This window comes from Micromonospora inositola, from assembly GCF_900090285.1.
Lineage (GTDB): Bacteria > Actinomycetota > Actinomycetes > Mycobacteriales > Micromonosporaceae > Micromonospora > Micromonospora inositola.
The window spans coordinates 1,616,802-1,636,667 of the sequence record NZ_LT607754.1 but is presented as its reverse complement, the minus strand read 5'-3'; the positions used below and the strand labels follow the sequence as shown (position 1 = coordinate 1,636,667).

The window sequence follows — 19,866 nt, the reverse complement described above, 5'->3', positions numbered from 1 at the left end:
GCGGCCACGCTGTTGCCTGCGAAGGCCCGCCGGCGGGTCCTCGAGGCCGGGCCGGACCAGCCGGCGGAACGCGGAACATCGGGAGATCACCAGCATGCAGAACCAGCCCGTCGGCGCGCCGCCGGTCTTCGTCGACCGGACCGGACGGCGTCGCCGGCTCACCGTCATCGCCGGCGCGGCGATGGGCCTCGGCCTGCTGACCAGCCTCGGGCTGATCCTCGCCGGCCTCTTCTTCGACTCCTCGGTGTCGGTGCCCGGCTGGTCGGAGACGAAGCAGCAGCCGCCGATCGAGGCCGGGGTGGACGCGCCCGGCGAGGGGCGTCAGGAGCACAGCCCCAGCCCGCGCCCGGCGCCGGTGACCAGCACCTCCGCGCCGGCGCCCGCGCCGACCACGGGCGCTGCGACCGTCGGCACCAGGACCACCGCCCCGGCACCCCGGCAGTCCACCAGCACCCCGCCGGGCCAGGGCGCCGAGCGGCGCACCGCCAAGCCCAGCCGGACCCCCGGCAAGCCCTGACGATGGCGAGACACGTGGCCCGGTCCGATCCTCGGGCGCACTGGCTGCTGCTGCTGCTCGGTCTGGTCGTCCTGCTCGCGGCGCTGAGCTTCAACGGGCTGGTCACCAACGTCGGCGGCGGCTCCGGCCCGTCGGACGCCTACGCCTCGCCGGCCCCCCGGCAGGCATCAGACGGCGGGCCGGTGCTGCGGCTGGACGGGCCGACACCGGTCACCCGGCGGATGCCCGCGCGCACCATCGCGCTCACCTTCGACGACGGGCCGGACCCGCGCTGGACGCCGCAGGTGCTCGACGTGCTGCGCCGGAATCACGCCCACGCCACGTTCTTCGTGGTCGGCGCGCGGGTCGACGAGCACCCGGAGCTGGTCCGGCGGATCCTCGCCGAGGGGCACGAGCTCGGCTCGCACACCTTCACCCACGCCGACCTGGCCGCGGTGCCGCGCTGGCGGGCCCGGTTCGAACTCGCCTGGACCCGTAGCGCGGTCGCCGGGGCCACCGGTCGCGAGGTGACCCTGCTCCGGCCGCCGTTCTCGTCGACCACCGACTCGCTCACCGGGCCCCAGTACCAGGCCCTGCGGGACGCCGCCGGCAGCGGCCACGTGGGCGTGCTCACCGACCGGGACACCAGGGACTGGCAGCGGCCCGGCGTACCCGCCATCGTCCGGGCCGCCAGCCCGCAGAGCGGGGCCGGGGCGGTGGTGCTGATGCACGACGGCGGCGGCGACCGCAGCCAGACCGTGGCCGCCCTCGACCAGCTGCTGCCCCGGCTGACCCGCGAGGGCTACCGGTTCACCACCGTCTCCGCGGGGATCGGCGCGCCGGACTCGATGGTGCCGGCCGGCGCGGGCGCCCGGCTCAGCGGCACCGCGCTGCGCTGGGCGCAGGGCGGCGCCGGCTGGCTGGCCGGGGCGATGAACCTGCTGCTCGGCGTCGCGCTGGTGCTCGGCGTCGCCCGGCTGGCGGTGCAGGTGTTCTGCGCCCAGCTGCACGTCCGCCGGGTCCGCCGGCCGCGGCACCGCCGGCCCGAGGTGAACGCCCCGGTCTCGGTCATCGTGCCGGCGTACAACGAGGCGGCGAACATCGCCGCCACCGTGCGGTCGCTGGTCGCCAGCGCGTACCCGGCACTGGAGGTGATCGTGGTGGACGACGGCTCCAGCGACGGCACCGCGGAGATCGTCGAGCGGATGCGGCTGCGCGGGGTGCGGGTGATCCGGCAGGCCAACGCCGGCAAGCCGGCGGCGCTGAACACCGGCATCCGGGCCGCGCGGGCCGACCTGCTGGTGCTGGTCGACGGGGACACCGTCTTCCAGCCGGACACCGTCCACCAGCTGGTGCAGGGCTTCGCCGACCCCACCGTCGGCGCGATCTCCGGCAACACCAAGGTGGCCAACCGGCGCCGGCTGCTCGGCCGATGGCAGCACCTGGAGTACGTGATCGGCTTCAACCTCGACCGCCGGATGTACGACGTGCTGGAGTGCATGCCGACCATCCCCGGCGCGATCGGCGCCTTCCGCCGGGAGGTGCTGCTCGCCGTCGGCGGTGTCCCCGCCGACACCCTCGCCGAGGACACCGACCTGACGATGCAGGTGCTCCGGGCCGGCTGGCGGGTGACGTACGAGGAGGGCGCGATCGCCTGGACCGAGGCGCCCTCGTCGCTGCGCCAGCTCTGGCGGCAGCGCTACCGCTGGTGCTACGGGACGCTGCAGGCGATGTGGAAGCACCGGCACGCGCTGAGCGAGCCGGGCGCCGGCGGCGGACTGGGGCGGCGGGGCCTGCCGTACCTGACCGTGTTCCAGGTCCTGCTGCCGCTGGCCGCCCCGGCGGTCGACGTCTTCGCCCTCTACGGGCTGCTCTTCCTGCCCTGGTCGGCGCTGCTCCTGGCCTGGGCGGGACTGCTCCTGCTGCAGGCCTTCACCGCCGCGTACGCGCTGCGCCTGGACCGGGAGCGGCTCGGCCCACTGTGGACGCTGCCGTTCCAGCAGCTCGTCTACCGGCAGGTGATGTACCTGGTGGTGGTGCAGTCGGTGGTCACCGCGGTGGTCGGCAACCGGCTGCGCTGGCAGCGGATGGTGCGCACCGGTGAGGCCGCCGCGCTGGTCGGCTCGGGTCCCACCACCCGCTGACGTCGCGGGCGGCCCGGCGCCGGTGGCGCGGCGCTCAGCGGGCGTCGAAGAGGCCGGCGGACCAGGCGACCGCCACGCCGATGACGGCCGAGCAGCAGCAGATCAGCAGGGCGACGGCGACCACGCCGAGGATCACCCAGGCGGTCCCGCGCCGGGCCGCACCCGGCCCGGCATCCGGCGGTACGTCCGCGCCCGCCGGCGTCTCCTCGTCGCTCACCGCGCGGCCCCGCCCACCCCGGCAGTCTAGGCGTCGGGGTGCGCGGCAGGATGGGGCGATGGAGCTGATCTCGATCGACGACGTCCGGGCCGCCGCCGACGACATCGCCGGGACGGTGGTGCGTACGCCCCTGCTGCCGGCCCCCTGGGATGGTGAGCTGTGGCTCAAGCCCGAGAGCCTGCAACCCGTGGGGTCGTTCAAGCTGCGTGGGGCGACCCACGCGGTGGCCCGGCTCGACCCGGCCGCCCGGTCCCGGGGCGTGGTGACCCACTCGTCCGGCAACCACGGCCAGGCGCTCGCGTACGCGGCGCGGGCCGCGGGCGTCGCCTGCACGGTGGTCGTCCCGCAGGGAGCGCCGCCGGTCAAGGTGGACCGGATCCGGGCCCTCGGCGCGGAGGTGCGCCTGGTCCCGCCGGCCCGCCGGCTCGCCGAGGCGGAACGGATCGCCGCCGACACCGGGGCCGCGCTGGTGCCGCCCTTCGACGACCCGCGGATCATCGCCGGGCAGGGCACCATCGGGCTGGAGATCGTCGAGGACCTGCCCGACGTGGACGTGCTGCTGGTGCCGGTGGGCGGCGGCGGGCTCTCCTCCGGGATCGCCACGGCGGTGAAGGCGCTCCGTCCGTCGGCCGCGGTGATCGGCGTGGAGCCGCTGCTCGCCGCCGACGCCCGAGAGTCGCTGGCGGCGGGCGAGGTGGTGGTCTGGGACGTCGAGCGGACCTACCGGACCAGCGCCGACGGGCTGCGCACCCACCTGTCCGCGCTGACCCTCGCCCACCTGCGGGACCGCCTCGACGGCATCGTCACGGTGACCGAGGAGGAGATCCTCGCGGCGATGGGCCGGCTGGTCCGGGAGGCCCGCCTGGTGGTCGAGCCGAGCGCCGCCGTGGCGGTCGCCGCGCGCCTCTTCCACCGCGATGAGCTGCCGCCCGGGCGCACGGTCGCCGTGGTCACCGGCGGCAACGTCGACCCGGCGCTGCTGGCGTCGGTGCTGGACTGATCGGGGCGGAGGGGCCCGTGGTCCGGGCCCCTCCGCCGCTGGTCAGGCGCGGCCGAGGCGGTCCAGGATCCAGGCGTTGATGAACGCCTCCTCGCGCCAGGCGTCGTACCGGCCGCTGGGTCCGCCGTGTCCGGCGCCCATCTCGGTCTTGAGCAGGTAGTCGCCCTGCGGGGCGACCGCGCGCAGCCGGGCGATCCACTTCGCCGGCTCGTGGTAGAGCACCCGGGTGTCGTTCAGGCTGGTCACCGCGAGGATGGCCGGGTAGTCGACCGGGGCCACGTTCTCGTACGGGGTGTACGACTTCATGTACGCGTACACGTCGGGGTCGTCGAGCGGGTTGCCCCACTCCTCCCACTCGGTGACGGTCAGCGGCAGCGACGGGTCGAGGATCGAGGTGAGCGCGTCCACGAAGGGCACCTGCGCCACGATCCCGCTGAACGCGTCCGGCGCCAGGTTGGCCACCGCGCCCATCAGGAGGCCGCCGGCCGAGGCGCCCCGGGCGACGAGCCGGTCGCCGGCCGTCCAGCCCGCCTTGGCCAGGTGCCGGGCGCAGGCGACGAAGTCGGTGAAGGTGTTCTTCTTGGCCAGCAGCTTGCCCTGGTCGTACCAGCGCCGGCCCAGCTCGCCGCCGCCGCGGATGTGCGCCACCGCGAAGATCACCCCCCGGTCGAGCAGGGACAGCCGGGCGATGGAGAACCACGGGTCCATGCTCGCCTCGTAGGACCCGTAGCCGTAGATGACGGCGGGGGCGGAGCCGTCCCGCGGGGTGCCCTTCCGGCAGACCAGCGAGATCGGCACCCGGGTGCCGTCGTCGGCGAGCGCCCAGTCCCGGTGCTGCTCGTAGTCGGCCGGGTCGTACGGCCGACCGTCCGGCCCGGGCCGCACCGGCTTCTGCTTGCGCAGCACCATCTGCCGGGTGACCAGGTCGTAGTCGTAGACCGAGTCGGGGGTGACCAGGGAGGTGTAGCGCAGCCGCACCTCGCTGGCGCGGTACTCCGGGTTGGCGTCCAGCCCGACGCTGTAGATCGGCTCGGGGAAGTCGATGTCGTACGCGTCGCCGCCGCCGACCGGCAGCACCCGTAGCCCGGTCAGGCCGTTGGTGCGCAGCGAGACGACCAGGTGGTTCTCGAACGCGTCGACCGACTCCAGCCGGGTGCCCGGGGAGTGCTCGATCAGCGGCGTCCAGTCGCCCGGCGCGTCCGCCGAGGTGTACGCCAGCGCGAAGTCCTCCGCGCCGTCGTTGTGCAGGATCAGGAACCGGTGCCCGTGGTGCTCCACCGCGTACTCGACGCCCTGCCGGCGGGGCGCGATGATCGCCGGCTCGCCGGTGGGGTTGGCCGCCGGGATCACCCGCACCTCGCTGGTGATCTTGCTGTGGATGTCGATGACCACGAACCGCTCGGAGCGGGTCAGCTCGACGCCGACCCAGAACCGCTCGTCGTCCTCCTGGTGGACCACCACGTCCTCGCCCGACGCCGTGCCCACGGCGTGCCGCCAGACCCGGTTCGGCCGCCACGCCTCGTCCACGGTGACGTAGAAGAGCGTGGAGGCGTCGGTGGACCAGGCGGTGCCGTAGAAGGTGTCCGGCACCTCGTCGGCGAGCACCTCGCCGGTGGAGAGGTCCTTGATCCGCAGGGTGAACCGTTCGTCGCCGGCGAAGTCCGTCGAGTACGCCAGCCAGCGGCCGTCCGGGCTGACGTCGAACGCGCCGAGCGAGAAGAAGTCGTGCCCCTCGGCCAGCAGGTTGCCGTCGAGCAGCACCTCCTCGCCGTCCAACGGGGCGCCGTCGGCGCTGATCGGGGGCGTGGTCTCGCCGTCGCGGACGGCCCGGCGGCAGTGCACGCCGTACTGCTGGCCCTCGACGGTGCGGGTGTAGTACCAGTACCCGTCCTTGCGGGTGGGCACCGACAGGTCGGTCTCCTGGGTGCGCCGGCGGGTCTCCTCGAACAGCTCCGCGCGCAGCGCCTCCAGGTGCGCGGTGCGTGCCGCGGTGTACGCGTTCTCCGCGGTCAGGTGGGCGATCGTCGCCGGGTCGTCCTTGGCGGCGAGCCAGGCGTACTCGTCCACGACGCTGTCGCCGTGGTGGGTGCGCTCGGTCGGGACGCGCTTGGCGACGGGTACGGGGGTCTCGGTGTTCACGGCGTCACGTTACCGGCCGGCGGCAGGCTGTCGCGGGGTACGCGCGGCACCGGTTCCGACAACCCGCCACCACGTCTTTCGAACACATGTACGATGACCGGCATGGCGGCTGCAGCGAGTTCGACGGACCGGCCCGGCGCCCTGGAGATCACCCGGCGACTGGCGGAGATCTGCGGTCCGCCGTTCGCCCGTTTCGCCGGCCCGGCCGACGAGGTGGCCGGCCGGACGGCCCGCTGGGTGGCGGTGCCGGGCGGCCCGCACGCCGCCGCGGAGGTGCTGCGGCTGGCCGCCGCGCACCAGCTCACCGTCGTGCCGCGCGGCGCCGGCACCAAGATCGACTGGGGTGCCGCCCCGGCGCAGGTCGACATCATGCTCGACACCGGCCGGCTCGCCGGGATCTGGCACGAGCCGCAGGGCTCGCCGGTCGCCGAGATCGGCGCCGGCACGCCGCTCCGGGCGGTCCAGGCGACCCTGGACCGCACCGGCCAGCGGCTGCCGGTCGACGCGCCCTCCCCGGGGGCGACCCTCGGTGGGGTGCTCGCGGCCGACGAGGCCGGACCGCTGCGGCACCGGCACGGCAGCCCGTGCGCCCAACTGGTCGGGGTTCGCTACCTGGACGCCGACGGCGAGCTGGTCAGCCTGGGTGCGGCCGGCACCGAGCTGCTCGGCCGGGCCGGCCGGGCGGGCGGTGGCGCGGCGGGCGGTGGCGCGGCGGGCGGTGGCGCCGTGGCGCTGTTCGGCGGGGCGCAGGTTCCGGGGCTCGACGTGGCCCGGCTGCTCTGCGGATCGCAGGGCGGGCTGGGCGTGCTGGTCTCGGCGACCATGCGGGTGCAGGCCGTGCCCGCCAGCAGGGTCTGGGTCACCCGGCCGGTGTGGACCCCGCTGGAGGTGCACGACCTGGTCCGGGCGGTGCTCGCCGCCCGGCTCGACCCGGCGGCCGTCGAGCTGGACCTGCCCGTCCCGGTCCCCCTGCCCCGCCGGCGGGTCCACCCCGACCATCCCTCGGTCCGCGGCCGGCCCGACCATCCCTCGATCGCCCGGCGGTCCGCCGGACCGGCCGCGGCCGGCAGCCTCGTGGTGCTGCTGGAGGGCGGCCCGGCCGACGTCGCGGAGCGCGCCGAGCGGCTGGTGGCCGTGCTCGGCCCGGAGACGGTGGTCGGGCACGCCGCCCCGGACTGGTGGGGGCGCTACCCGTTCGGCCCGGGCGAGACCGCGTTGCGGATCGACGTGCCCATCAACGACCTGCACGCGGCGGTGTACGCGCTGCGCGACGCGGCCGGCGCCCCGGTGCCGGTCCGCGGCTCGGCCGGGATCGGCACGGTGCACGCCGTGCTGCCCGGGTCCCTGCCGCCCGACCGGGTGGCGTCGATCCTCGCCGCCGTGCGCGGGGTGCTGCTCGCCCGGCAGGGCCGCTGCGTCGTGGTGGCCGCGCCCGCGCCGGTCCGCCGGGTGGTCGACCTCTGGGGCGAGCTGCCCACGCTGCCCCGCCTGCGGGCGGCCAAGGAGCACCTCGACCCGCACCAGCGTCTCGCCCCCGGCCGCCTCCCCGGCGGCCTCTGACCCCGTCCGCTGATCAACCGGCCCCGAGTGGGGTGGGCGGGTGGGTCAGAGGGCGTCGTTGCGGAGGACCAGGATCGCGATGTCGTCGCGGGGGGCCTCCACCGAGAAGCCGAGCGCGGTGGCGCGCAGCCGGGCGGCGACCACGTCCGCCGAGTAACCGGCCAGCGGGGCGGCGGCGTCGCGCAGCCGCTCGGTGCCGAAGAGTTCCCGGCCGCGCCGCCGCTCGGTCACCCCGTCGGTGTAGAAGATCAGCGCGTCGCCCGGGCCGAGCGGGATCTCGGCGGTGGGCGTGGCGATCGAGTCGAGCAGCCCGAGCGCGGTGCCGCCGGTGCCGACGAAGGCGGCGCCACCACCGCCGTGCAGCAGCACCGGCCGGTCGTGGCCGGCCAGGTGCAGGGCCACGTCGAGCTGACCGCCCTCGGCCGGTCCGACGGCCGCCATGGCCAGCGTGCAGTACCGGCCGCCGCCCCGCTCGACCAGCGTCTCGTTCAGCCGGCCCAGCACCTCCGGCATCGGCTTGCCGTCGCCGACCAGCACCCGGATCACGTCCCGGACCAGGCCGGTCACCGCCGCCGCCTGGACGCCCTTGCCGGACACGTCGCCGATGACCACCAGCCACCGGCCGTCCGGCAGCGGCAGCACGTCGTAGAAGTCGCCCCCGACATCGGCTTCGTCGCCGGTCGGGACGTACTCGGCGGCGAAGCCGATGCCCTCCACCACCGGGAGCACCGGCGGCAGCAGCGACTGCTGGAGAGTCTGCGCGACCCGGCGCCGTTCGGCGTGGATCCGGGCGTTCTCGATCGCCAGGGCGGCCCGGCGGGCCACGTCCTCCAGCACCGAGACCTCGTCCGGGTCGTGCCGGTGCCGCTGGTGCCGGCCGACGGCCAGCGTGCCGAGTCGCTGGCCGCGGGCGATCAGCGGGACGGCGAAGCCCTCCATCGGGGCGCCGAGCGGCACCTGCGACGCGCTGCGCGACGCCTCGCGCAGCCGGGCCTGGATCGATTCCGGCCCGGTCTCCTGGAGCACCTTGTGCAGCTGCGGCAGCACCGACTCGTCGGCGTGGCTGGAGGCGGCGAGCCGCAGCCGGCCCCACTCGTCGGTGGTGTGCACCGCGCACCACTGGCCGAGCCGGGGCACCACCAGCTGCGGGATGAGTGCCATGGTCAGCTCGACGTCCAGGGACTGGGCGAGCAGCTCGCTCGCCTCGGCCAGGAAGGTCAGCCAGGCCGACCGGCGGACGTCCGCCCGGCGCAGCCGGTCGTTCTCCAAATGCAGCGAGAGCCGCTCGGCCGCCAGCACCGCGAGCGGCCGCGCGTACGCCGACGGTGCCGCGTCCAGCTCCAGCTCACCGGCGTACGGGCGGTGCACGGCCAGCGGCACCCGGATCAGCTCGTTGTCGTCCCGGGGCTGCCGGCCGTACCGGGCCAGGACCTGGGTGCCCTGCCCGTCGCCCCGGTCCAGCCGGACCACGCCACCGGCCGCGCCGACCATCTCCGCCAGCCGGGTCACCAGGTCGGTCGCGAACTCCGGCAGCGGGTCCTCCGCGTACGGGTCGGGGCTGGTCTGCATCAGCTCGCTCATCGCGGCCGCGCTCGGCGCGCCGTGCGCCGCGTCGTCGCTGTCGGCGCCGGTGAGCGGGGTGTGCGCCTCCGCGACCGCCGTGCGCCGCGCCGGCGGTGCGGCGTCGGGCCGGTCCAGCCGGAACCAGACACCCTTCCCGGTGGGCAGGTAGGTGGTGCCCCAGCGGCTGGCGAAGTGGTCCACCAGCAGCAGCCCGCGCCCCCGCTCGGCGACCTCGGTGATCTCGTCGGAGTCGTTGCGCACGCCGACCACCAGCTCGTCCACCGGGCCGACGGCGAAGTCGGAGACCGTCACGGTGAGCCCGACTCCGTCCGCCGCGACCTCGATGTCCAGTTCGGTCCGGGCGTGTTCGACCGCGTTGGTGGAAAGTTCGGTGGTGAGCAGCAGCGCCTCGTTGAGCAGCTCCTCCAGGTCCGCCTCGGCGAGGACGGACCGGACGAGGGCCCGGGCGGCGGCGGGCGTACGCCGGTCGGCGGGGAGCCGCACCCGCCGCACGTGCTCGTCCGAGCCGTCCGCCATGCCCGGTTCCGCCTCCGCTGACACCTTCGTATCCTCCACCGCCGCCGCCCCGGCTGCCAAACCGCCCCGGCCGTCCGCTCGTGGCCGGATCCCGGGCGGCTGAGTCGTCCGGGGGCGGGGCGCCGGCAGGCCCGGCGGGGGTGCCGCGGGGGTCGGCCGGACGACGCGTGGGCGTGGCGGCTGCTCACCGGTCGTAGCCTCGACTGCGGCGCGGGCAGAATGGTGGGATGGCCGCATGTCGGTACGAGCCGGTGGCCCCGAGCTGAGCGAGGAATGATGACCACGGCGAAACAGTCGATAGCCGCGGACCCGTCCGGCCCCGATCACGAGGTGCTGCTCGGTGAGCTGGTGGCGGCGCTGCGACGGGTCCGCAGCGGCGACCTCAAGGTCCGGCTGCCCCGGCGGGCCGGCCTGGCCGCCGAGGTCGCCGACGCCTTCAACGACGTGGTGTCGCTCCAGGAGCGGCAGCACCTCGACCTGCGCCGGATCAGCCGGATCGTCGGGCGGGACGGCCGGCTCACCGAACGCCTCGACCACGAGGGTCTGGACGGCTCGTGGGCGGAGGGCCAGCGGGCGATCAACTCGCTGATCGACGACCTGGGCCGCCCCACCACCGAGATCGCGCGGGTGATCGTGGCGGTGGCCGACGGTGATCTCTCCCAGCACATGGCGCTGGAGATCGACGGCCGTCCGCTGCGCGGCGAGTACCTGCGCATCGGCCGCACGGTGAACACCATGGTCGACCAGCTCTCGTCCTTCTCCAACGAGGTGACCCGGGTGGCCCGCGAGGTGGGCACCGAGGGCAAGCTCGGCGGCCAGGCCGACGTCCGCGGGGTCGCCGGCACCTGGAAGGACCTCACCGACTCGGTGAACACCATGGCGTCGAACCTGACCGGCCAGGTGCGGTCGATCTCCCAGGTGGCGACGGCGGTGGCCAAGGGCGACCTGTCGCAGAAGATCACGGTCGGGGCGCGCGGGGAGGTCGCCGAGCTCGCCGACACGATGAACTCGCTCACCGACACCCTGCGGCTCTTCGCCGAGCAGGTGACCCGGGTGGCCCGCGAGGTGGGCACCGAGGGCAAGCTCGGCGGTCAGGCGGAGGTGCCGAACGTCGCCGGCACCTGGAAGGACCTGACCGACAGCGTCAACTCGATGGCGTCGAACCTGACCGCGCAGGTGCGCAACATCGCCCAGGTCTCCACCGCGGTGGCCCGGGGCGACCTGTCGCAGAAGATCACCGTGGCGGCGCAGGGCGAGATCCTGGAGCTGAAGGACACCGTCAACACGATGGTGGACCAGCTGTCGTCGTTCGCCGACGAGGTGACCCGGGTGGCCCGTGAGGTGGGCATCGAGGGCAAGCTGGGTGGTCAGGCCCAGGTGCGCGGCGTCTCCGGCACCTGGCGCGACCTGACGGAGAACGTCAACCAGCTCGCCGGCAACCTGACCAGCCAGGTCCGCAACATCTCCCAGGTCTCCACCGCGGTCGCGAAGGGCGACCTGTCGCAGAAGATCACCGTGGACGCCCAGGGGGAGATCCTGGAGCTGAAGAACACCGTCAACACGATGGTGGACCAGCTGTCGTCGTTCGCCGACGAGGTGACCCGGGTGGCCCGTGAGGTGGGCACCGAGGGCAAGCTGGGTGGTCAGGCCCAGGTCAAGGGCGTCAGCGGTACGTGGCGGGACCTGACCGACAACGTGAACTCGATGGCGTCGAACCTGACCAGTCAGGTGCGCAACATCGCCTCGGTCACCACCGCGGTGGCCAAGGGTGACCTGTCGCAGAAGATCACCGTTGACGCCCGGGGCGAGATCCTGGAGCTGAAGTCGACCGTCAACACGATGGTGGACCAGCTGTCGTCGTTCGCCGACGAGGTGACCCGGGTGGCCCGCGAGGTGGGCACCGAGGGCAAGCTCGGCGGCCAGGCCCAGGTACGCGGCGTCGCCGGCACCTGGCGCGACCTGACCGACAACGTGAACTCGATGGCGTCGAACCTGACCAGTCAGGTGCGCAACATCGCCCAGGTCTCCACCGCGGTGGCGAAGGGCGATCTGTCGCAGAAGATCACGGTGGACGCCCAGGGTGAGATCCTGGAGCTGAAGTCGACGGTGAACACGATGGTGGACCAGCTGTCGTCCTTCGCCGACGAGGTGACCCGGGTGGCCCGTGAGGTGGGCACCGAGGGCAAGCTGGGTGGTCAGGCCCAGGTCAAGGGCGTCAGCGGTACGTGGCGGGACCTGACCGACAACGTGAACTCGATGGCGTCGAACCTGACCAGCCAGGTGCGCAACATCGCCTCGGTCACCACCGCGGTGGCCAAGGGCGACCTCGGCCAGAAGATCACCGTGGACGCCCAGGGCGAGATCCTGGAGCTGAAGAACACCGTCAACACCATGGTCGACCAGCTGTCGTCGTTCGCCGACGAGGTGACCCGGGTGGCCCGCGAGGTCGGCATCGAGGGCAAGCTGGGCGGCCAGGCGCAGGTGAAGGGCGTCTCGGGCACCTGGCGGGACCTCACCGAGAACGTCAACCAGCTCGCCTCGACCCTGACCACCCAGCTCCGGGCGATCGCCCAGGTCTCCACCTCGGTGACCCGGGGCGACCTGACCCAGCGGATCGCGGTCAAGGCGCAGGGCGAGGTCGCCGAGCTGAAGGACAACATCAACCAGATGATCGTCACCCTCCGGGAGACGACCAAGAAGAACGCCGAGCAGGGCTGGCTGGACTCCAACCTGGCCCGGATCAGTGGTCTGCTCCAGGGCCAGCGCGACCTCGGCGAGGTCTGTCGGATGATCATGATGGAGGTGACCCCGCTGGTCGACGCGCAGCTCGGCGCGTTCTTCCTGACGGACAGCTCCGACGGCAGCATGCGACTGCGGTTGACGGCCTCGTACGGCTACGTGGCGCGGGGACAGGACGTGACCTTCGGTCCGGGGGAGGGGCTGGTCGGTCAGGCCGCGCTCTCCCGCCGGACCATCCGGGTCAACGCCCAGCCCGACGGTCGGCTCGTCCTCCGCTCCGGGCTGGCCGAGACGCCGCCGGCCGACCTGGTGGTGCTGCCGGTGCTCTTCGAGGGCGAGCTGCTCGGCGTGATCGAGTTCGCCGGGGTGACCACCTTCTCCGAGCTGCACCTGTCGTTCCTGGAGCGGCTGGTGCTCACCATCGGTCTGGCGGTCAACACCATCCAGGCCAACCGGCGTACGGAGGAGCTGCTGGCCCAGTCCCAGCGGCTGGCCCACGAGCTCCAGGAGCAGTCGGCCGAGTTGCAGCGGACCAATGCCGAGCTGGAGGACAAGGCCCAGTTGCTCTCCGAGCAGAAGGGCAACATCGAGACGAAGAACCGGGAGATCGAGCTGGCCCGGCTCGGCCTGGAGGACAAGGCGCAGCAGCTCACCCGGGCGTCGGCGTACAAGTCGGAGTTCCTGGCGAACATGAGCCACGAGTTGCGTACGCCGCTGAACTCGCTGTTGCTGCTGTCCCGGTTGCTGGCCGAGAACGCGGAGCAGAACCTCACCCGCAAGCAGATCGAGTTCGCCCGGACGATCCACAGCGCCGGTTCGGACCTGCTCTCGCTGATCGACGACATCCTCGACCTGTCCAAGATCGAGGCGGGCCGGATGGACGTCGAGCCGACCGAGGTCCGGTTCTCCGAGATCCGCGGGTACGTCGAGCAGGCGTTCGCCCCGCAGGCCGAGGAGAAGGGCCTGGACTTCCAGGTGCGGCTGGCGAAGGACCTGCCGCCGGCGCTGGTCACCGACGCCCAACGGTTGCAGCAGATCCTGCGCAACCTGCTCTCCAACGCGATGAAGTTCACCGACAACGGCGCGGTGACGCTGCGGATCGCCCCGGCGGCGGAGAACGCGGTCTTCGACGTGCCGGCGCTTACCAACGCCCGGCAGGTCATCGCGTTCACGGTGATCGACACCGGCATCGGGATCTCGGACGACAAGCTGTCGCTGATCTTCGAGGCGTTCCAGCAGGCCGACGGCACCACCAGCCGCCGCTACGGCGGCACCGGGCTGGGCCTGTCGATCAGCCGGGACCTGGCCCGGCTGATCGGCGGGACGATCACCGTGTCCTCGGCGCCCGGGCAGGGCTCGACCTTCACCCTCTTCGTGCCGGACGTGCTGGCGCCGGACGCGGTGGTGGCGCCGGCACCGCCGTCGCCGAGCCGCGCGGGCCTGCCGTCGTCGCTGCTCATGCCGATGGAGCTGCCGCAGCCGCCGGAGACCCCGGCGGCCCGGCGGCTGGAGGGGGTGACCGTGCTGATCGTCGACGACGACGTCCGCAACGTCTTCGCCCTGACCTCCGCATTGGAACTGCACGGGATGACCGTGTTGTACTCGGACAACGGGGCGGACGGGGTCCGCCTGCTGGCCGAGCATCCGGAGGTGGACATCGTGTTGATGGACGCGATGATGCCGGACCAGGACGGGTACGAGACCACCCGGCAGATCCGGCGCAACCATCGCTTCGCCGACCTGCCGATCGTCTTCCTGACCGCCAAGGCGATGCCGGGTGACCGTGAGTCGGCGCTCGCGGCCGGCGGCAGCGACTACATCACCAAGCCGGTCGACCTGGACGAGCTGATCGAGTTGATGGCGTCGTGGATCAGCGGCGGCCGAGGCGAGGAGAATTCGTGACACAGACGGCCAAGGCGCTGCTGGTGGACGACCGGCGGGAGAACCTGATGGCCCTGGAGGCGATCCTCCAGGGGCTCCCGGTGCAGTCGGTCGCCGTGGAGAGCGGCGAGGCGGCGCTCAAGCAGCTCCTGGTGGACGACTTCGCGGTGATCCTGCTGGACGCCCAGATGCCGGACATGGACGGGTTCGAGACGGCCAGCCACATCAAGCGGCGGGAGCGGACCCGGCACGTGCCGATCATCTTCCTCACCGCGGCGGACAAGGATGCCCAGCTCGCCCTGCGCGGCTACGCGGTCGGCGCGGTCGACTACCTGACCAAGCCGTTCGACCCGTGGGTGCTGCGGGCGAAGGTGTCGGTCTTCGTGGAGCTGTGGGTGAAGACCCGGCAGCTCGCCGCCCAGTCGGACGTGGTGCGGGAGCGGGACGCCCAGTGGCGGGTGCTCACCGAGGCGGTGGACGAGGCCACCGCCCTGCTGCGCGGCGACGACGGCCCGGAGTCCCGGGAGCGCGCGGTGGACCTCCTCGAACAGGCCCGCTGGGGCAACACCGCCTGACGGTCAGGCGTCGGGCCGGCCGCCGTGTCCGGTCGCGGCGCGCCGGGCCCGCCAGCGTTCGCCGAGCGCGTCGATCTCCTCCTGTACGAAGAGGAAGAAGTCCAGCATCTCGCTGACCCGCTCGCCGCCGGGGGTCTCCCGTCCGGCCAGGGCCGCCACCCCGCCCGACGCGATGTCGATGAAGTTCTTGTAGAGCCCGGTCTTGGTGACCGTGGCCTCGTACCAGGGGTTGTCCGGCATCCGGTAACGGTCCCGCCGGGAGCCCTTCACCGGCTCGCGGACCAGCATGGCGAACTGGGTGAGGTAGCGGACCGCGCCGGAGACGGCCGCGGCGCTCACCCCCAGCCGCTCGCCGATCTCGGCGGCGGTGAGCGGCCCGTCGGCGCTCATCACGCTGAACAGCACCCGGGCGGCCATCCGGGGGAAGCCGACGTCCGCGAAGGCCATCGCCATCCGTTCGACGAAGAGGTGGATCTCCTCCTCGTTGCGGGCGGGGCGACGGTCGTCAGCCATCGGCGGGGGCTCCTCCCGTGAAAATCGCGTGAAGATGATGGTGCCTCGGATCTCACTGTCTTCACAAGTTTGTGAAACGAGCGTAGCTTGCGAAGCATGGAAACCCCAATCGAGGTGTCCGGCCTGGTGAAGACCTTCGGCCGGACCCGGGCGCTCGACGGACTCGACCTCACCGTCCGTGCCGGGGAGGTGCACGGCTTCCTGGGCCCCAACGGCTCCGGCAAGTCGACCACCATCCGGATGCTGCTCGGTCTGCTCCGGGCGGACGCGGGGGCCGTCCGACTGCTCGGCGGTGACCCCTGGCGGGACGCCGTCGCCCTGCACCGACGGCTGGCGTACGTCCCCGGCGACGTCACCCTCTGGCCCAACCTCTCCGGCGGCGAGGTGATCGACCTGCTCGGCCGGATGCGCGGTGGGCTGGACCCGAAGCGCCGGGCCGAGCTGCTGGAGTCGTTCGAGCTGGACCCCCGCAAGAAGGGCCGGGCCTACTCCAAGGGCAACCGGCAGAAGGTCGGCCTGGTCGCCGCCCTCGCCTCCGACGTCGAGCTGCTCATCCTGGACGAGCCGACCTCCGGGCTGGACCCGCTGATGGAGGAGGTCTTCCAGCAGTGGGTGAGCCGCGCCAAGTCCGACGGCCGGACCGTGCTCCTCTCCAGCCACATCCTGGCCGAGGTGGAGGCGCTCTGCGACCGGGTGACCATCATCCGCAACGGCCGCAACGTGGAGACCGGCACCCTCGGCGAGCTGCGCCACCTGCACCGCACCGCGATCGACGCCGAGCTCGCCGGCCCGCTGGACGGCCTCGCCACCCTGCCCGGCGTGCACGACCTGCAGGTCGAGGGCAACCGGGTGCGCTTCGACGTCGACACCACCGCGCTGGACGCCGCGCTGCGCCGGCTCACCGAGATCGGCGTACGCAGCCTGGTCAGCCAGCCGCCCACGCTGGAGGAGCTGTTCCTGCGGCACTACGAGTCCACCGACGCCGAGGTGGTCGCATGAGCACGCTCACCGGCACCCGTCACCTGGTCCGCCTGATCCTGCGCCGGGACCGCGTCCTGCTGCCGCTCTGGGTGCTGGTCCTCGCCGTGCTGCCGATGTCGTACGCGGCCAGCTACTTCGCGCTCTTCCCGACCGCCGCCGAGCGGGCCGCGTACGCTGCCGGCACGGCCCGCAACCCCTCGATCATCGCCCTGCTCGGCCCGGTGTACGGCGAGAGCGTCGGCGCGCTCACCGCGCAGCGCGGCGGCTTCCTGCTGGTGATCATCGCGCTGGCCAGCCTGCTCACCGTCATCCGGCACACCCGGACCGAGGAGGAGGCCGGCCGCCGCGAACTGCTCGGCGGCACCGTGCTCGGCCGGTACGCCGGGCTGACCGCCGCCCTGCTGCTGACGTACGCGGCCAGCCTGCTGCTCGGCCTGCTCACCGCCGCGGGACTGGTCGCGACCGGCCTGCCGGCAGGCGGCTCGTTGGCGTACGGGCTCGCCGGGGCGCTGGTCGGCGTGGTCTTCGCCACCGTCGGCGGGCTCGCCGCCCAGCTCACCGAGACGGCGGGCGGGGCCCGGGGCATCGCGATCGCCGTCCTCGGGGCGGCCTTCGCGCTCCGCCTCGCCGGTGACGCGGCGGAGCGGGAGTGGCTGAGCTGGCTCTCCCCGCTGGGTTGGGCGCCGCGCATCCGGGCGTACGAAGGCGACCGGTGGTGGGTGCTGGCGCTGCCGGTGGTGCTGTCCGCGCTGCTCGCCGCCGTCGCGTACCCGCTGTCGGTGCGCCGGGACCTGGGCGCCGGGCTGCTGCCGACCCGGCTCGGGCCGGCCACCGCCGGGCGGTCCCTCGGCGGGCCGTTCGGGCTGGCCTGGCGCCTGCACCGGGGGCAGATCCTCTGGTGGTCGGTCGGCTTCGGCCTGCTCGGGCTGATTCTCGGCGGGGCGGCGAAGGCCGCCGGCAGCTCGCTCGAGGGCAACCCCCAGCTGGAGCAGATCATGACCCGAATCGGTGGCGTCTCGGGGCTGGCCGAGGCGTACCTCGGGGCGACGTTGAGCCTGGCCGGGCTGGCCGCCGCCGGCTACGGCATCCAGGCCGCGCTGCGGATGCGGTCGGAGGAGACCGACGGGCGCGCCGAGCCGCTGCTGGCCACCGGGGTGACCCGGACCCGCTGGCTCCTGTCGCACGTGCTGTTCGCCCTGGTCGGCCCGGCGGTGGTGCTCGCCGTCACCGGTTTCGCGACCGGCCTCACCTACGGGATCAGCGTCCACGACGTGCCGGGCGAGCTGCCCCGGATGGTCGGCGCCGCGCTGGCGCAGCTGCCGGCGGCCTGGGTGCTGGCCGGTTTCGCGGTGCTGCTGTACGGGCTGCTGCCCCGGCTCGCCGCGGTGGCCTGGGCGGTGCTCGCGGTCTGCGTGCTGCTCGGCCAGTTCGGCGCGGTGCTGGAGCTGAGCCAGTGGCTGCTGGACCTCTCCCCGTTCACCCACACGCCGCAGGTGCTGGGCGACCACTGGCACGCCACCCCGCTCTGGCTCCTGACCGCCGTGGCCCTCCTGATGGCGGCAACCGGCCTCAGGGCCTTCCGCCACCGCGACACCCCCATCACCTGACGGCGGTCCGCACCACCCGGGTCAGGGGGCGGTTTCGTTGCGGATCATCAGGGCGGAGCGGAGGCCGGTGATGTCGAGGACGCGCAGCAGGAAGTCGCCGACGTTGCTCAGGACCAGCAGGCACTGGGCGTGACTGGCCTTGCGGCTCAGCACCACCAGGGTGCCGAGGCCCTGCGAGTCGCAGAAGGTGACCCCGCCCAGGTCGAGCACGATGCGCGGCGGGGGGTCGGCCAGCACCTCATTGACGACAGTCGACAGCTGGGCGGCCGTGAGCATGTCGATCTCACCGGCCAGGCGAAGAACCACTTCATCGCCCGTCCGGTGTACCGTGATGGACAGTTCGGCACGATCCACCCGGTTACCCTATCGCGGCCGCGACCACCCGGCCCGTCGAGCGGGCCCCGGGCGCCCGCCGCGGCTGATCTCCGTCCCGCTCGGCAACCCGGGCGGCGGGTGAGCCCGGTAACCCCGGCGCGGGGTGGCTGCCGATTCGCCGGCCGGCGCTGACACAATGGCGGCATCGTGACCGATACCTTTTCCGCCGGATCCGGCCGCTACCCGGCCGACGCGCCGGCCTCCGAGGCCCTGTTCCACCGCGCCAAGGCCATCGTGCCCGGCGGGGTGAACTCCCCAGTGCGCGCGTTCCGTGCCGTCGGCGGCACGCCGCGCTTCATGGTCCGGGGGGAGGGCCCCTGGATGTTCGACGCCGACGGCCGGCGCTACGTCGACCTGGTCTGCTCCTGGGGGCCGCTGATCCTCGGCCACGCGCACCCCGAGGTGGTCGAGGCCGTGCAGGCCGCCGCCGCGCTCGGCACCAGCTTCGGCACGCCCACCCCCGGTGAGGTGGAGCTGGCCGCGGAGATCGTCGCGCGTACCCCGGTCGAGCAGGTCCGACTGGTGAACTCGGGCACCGAGGCCACCATGTCGGCGATCCGGCTGGCCCGCGGCTTCACCGGGCGATCCAAGATCATCAAGTTCTCCGGCTGCTACCACGGCCACTCCGACGCCCTGCTCGCCGCCGCCGGCTCCGGCGTCGCGACCTTTGGCCTGCCGGACTCGCCCGGCGTGACCGGCGCGGCGGCCGGCGACACGATCGTGCTGCCGTACAACGACATCACGGCGGTGGAGGAGGCCTTCGCGGCCGAGGGGCCGCACATCGCGGCGATCATCACCGAGGCGGCCGCCGGCAACATGGGTGTGGTCGCGCCCCGCGACGGCTTCAACCAGCAGCTGGCCCGGATCGCCCACGCGTACGGCGCGCTGCTCATCGTCGACGAGGTGATGACCGGGTTCCGGGTCTCCCGCGCCGGCTGGCACGGCCTCGACCCGTCCGACGCCGACCTGTGGACGTACGGGAAGGTCATGGGCGGCGGCCTGCCCGCCGCGGCGTTCGGCGGGCGCGCGGAGATCATGGCGCGGCTCGCCCCGGCCGGCCCGGTCTACCAGGCCGGCACGCTCTCCGGTAACCCCCTCGCGTGCGCCGCCGGCCTGGCCACGCTGCGGCTCGCCGACGACGCGCTCTACCGGAAGCTGGACGAGACCGCCGCCGTCCTGGGCAAGCTCGCCGCCGACGCGCTGGCCGCCGCCGGGGTCCCGCACCGCCTGTCGTACGCGGGCAGCATGTTCTCCATCTTCTTCACCGACGCCGACGTGGTCGACTACGACGGCGCGCGCACCCAGCAGGTGCCCGCGTTCAAGGCGTTCTTCCACGCGATGCTCGCCGCCGGCGTCTACCTGCCGCCGAGCGCGTTCGAGTCGTGGTTCGTGTCGGCGGCGCTGGACGACGCCGCCCTGGAGCAGATCGCCGCCGCCCTGCCGGGCGCGGCGACGGCGGCGGCAGCGGCGGGTCACGGGGGGTAGCGGGCGTGAGCGTGAGGAGTGAGCCGGGTCTGCGAGCCCCGCAATCGCGAACGA

At 73.6% G+C, this 19,866-nt stretch carries 14 protein-coding genes; 9 read left to right on the top strand and 5 right to left on the bottom strand.

What is annotated here, in order from left to right; all coding sequences use genetic code 11:
- Nucleotides 1–94: 94 nt before the first annotated feature.
- Both GA0070613_RS07835 and GA0070613_RS07830 read left to right on the top strand, forming a co-directional pair.
- Nucleotides 95–517 (top strand): hypothetical protein, encoded by a 423-nt coding sequence (locus tag GA0070613_RS07835; RefSeq protein ID WP_089011687.1) that lies wholly within the window; start codon nucleotides 95–97, stop codon nucleotides 515–517.
- A 2-nt stretch (nucleotides 518–519) separates the two neighbouring features.
- Entirely contained in the window at nucleotides 520–2,640 is a 2,121-nt protein-coding gene (locus GA0070613_RS07830) for a bifunctional polysaccharide deacetylase/glycosyltransferase family 2 protein (protein WP_089011686.1), read from the top strand.
- A 34-nt stretch (nucleotides 2,641–2,674) separates the two neighbouring features.
- On the opposite strand, the gene GA0070613_RS07825 is transcribed toward GA0070613_RS07830, so the two are convergent.
- Complete coding sequence (locus GA0070613_RS07825; RefSeq protein ID WP_089011685.1) at nucleotides 2,675–2,857, bottom strand: hypothetical protein; 183 nt, start codon at nucleotides 2,855–2,857, stop codon at nucleotides 2,675–2,677.
- Between the two features lie 58 nt (nucleotides 2,858–2,915).
- Between GA0070613_RS07825 and GA0070613_RS07820 the strand changes: the two genes are divergently transcribed.
- Nucleotides 2,916–3,857 carry a threonine ammonia-lyase gene (locus GA0070613_RS07820; RefSeq protein WP_089011684.1) on the top strand — a complete coding sequence of 314 codons (942 nt, stop codon included), beginning with the start codon at nucleotides 2,916–2,918 and terminating at the stop codon, nucleotides 3,855–3,857.
- Nucleotides 3,858–3,899: 42 nt separating this feature from the next.
- On the opposite strand, the gene GA0070613_RS07815 is transcribed toward GA0070613_RS07820, so the two are convergent.
- Nucleotides 3,900–5,996 carry a S9 family peptidase gene (locus GA0070613_RS07815; RefSeq protein WP_089011683.1) on the bottom strand — a complete coding sequence of 699 codons (2,097 nt, stop codon included), beginning with the start codon at nucleotides 5,994–5,996 and terminating at the stop codon, nucleotides 3,900–3,902.
- A 102-nt stretch (nucleotides 5,997–6,098) separates the two neighbouring features.
- Here GA0070613_RS07815 and GA0070613_RS07810 point away from each other — a divergent pair, with 102 nt between their 5' ends.
- Entirely contained in the window at nucleotides 6,099–7,556 is a 1,458-nt protein-coding gene (locus tag GA0070613_RS07810; protein WP_089015814.1) for an FAD-binding oxidoreductase, read from the top strand.
- 45 nt (nucleotides 7,557–7,601) lie between these two features.
- On the opposite strand, the gene GA0070613_RS07805 is transcribed toward GA0070613_RS07810, so the two are convergent.
- A complete protein-coding gene (locus GA0070613_RS07805; RefSeq protein WP_089011682.1) occupies nucleotides 7,602–9,680 on the bottom strand; it encodes a SpoIIE family protein phosphatase in 2,079 nt (692 codons plus the stop codon).
- A gap of 252 nt (nucleotides 9,681–9,932) precedes the next feature.
- Between GA0070613_RS07805 and GA0070613_RS07800 the strand changes: the two genes are divergently transcribed.
- Entirely contained in the window at nucleotides 9,933–14,297 is a 4,365-nt protein-coding gene (locus tag GA0070613_RS07800) for a hybrid sensor histidine kinase/response regulator (protein ID WP_089015813.1), read from the top strand.
- Nucleotides 14,294–14,851, top strand: coding sequence for a response regulator (locus GA0070613_RS07795; RefSeq protein WP_089011681.1), 558 nt, complete (start codon nucleotides 14,294–14,296; stop codon nucleotides 14,849–14,851). Before GA0070613_RS07800 ends, GA0070613_RS07795 begins: the two co-directional genes overlap by 4 nt.
- A 3-nt stretch (nucleotides 14,852–14,854) precedes the next feature.
- On the opposite strand, the gene GA0070613_RS07790 is transcribed toward GA0070613_RS07795, so the two are convergent.
- Entirely contained in the window at nucleotides 14,855–15,364 is a 510-nt protein-coding gene (locus tag GA0070613_RS07790) for a GbsR/MarR family transcriptional regulator (protein ID WP_089011680.1), read from the bottom strand.
- A 96-nt stretch (nucleotides 15,365–15,460) separates the two neighbouring features.
- Between GA0070613_RS07790 and GA0070613_RS07785 the strand changes: the two genes are divergently transcribed.
- Together GA0070613_RS07785 and GA0070613_RS07780 are read left to right on the top strand one after the other, a co-directional pair.
- The gene (locus GA0070613_RS07785) at nucleotides 15,461–16,363 is read left to right on the top strand and encodes an ABC transporter ATP-binding protein (protein WP_089011679.1); all 903 of its coding nucleotides are present in this window, start codon (nucleotides 15,461–15,463) and stop codon (nucleotides 16,361–16,363) included.
- Nucleotides 16,360–17,952: an ABC transporter permease gene (locus GA0070613_RS07780; protein ID WP_089011678.1), complete on the top strand. Its 1,593-nt coding sequence runs from the start codon at nucleotides 16,360–16,362 to the stop codon at nucleotides 17,950–17,952. The genes GA0070613_RS07785 and GA0070613_RS07780 overlap by 4 nt, the downstream gene beginning before the upstream one ends.
- A gap of 21 nt (nucleotides 17,953–17,973) precedes the next feature.
- On the opposite strand, the gene GA0070613_RS07775 is transcribed toward GA0070613_RS07780, so the two are convergent.
- Nucleotides 17,974–18,306, bottom strand: a complete 333-nt coding sequence (locus tag GA0070613_RS07775; protein ID WP_089011677.1) for an STAS domain-containing protein — start codon at nucleotides 18,304–18,306, stop codon at nucleotides 17,974–17,976.
- A gap of 168 nt (nucleotides 18,307–18,474) precedes the next feature.
- On the opposite strand from GA0070613_RS07775, the gene hemL reads away from it, so the two are divergent.
- On the top strand, nucleotides 18,475–19,812 hold the full coding sequence (hemL, locus tag GA0070613_RS07770) for a glutamate-1-semialdehyde 2,1-aminomutase (RefSeq protein WP_089011676.1): 1,338 nt from the start codon (nucleotides 18,475–18,477) through the stop codon (nucleotides 19,810–19,812).
- The last annotated feature ends 54 nt before the right edge of the window (nucleotides 19,813–19,866 follow it).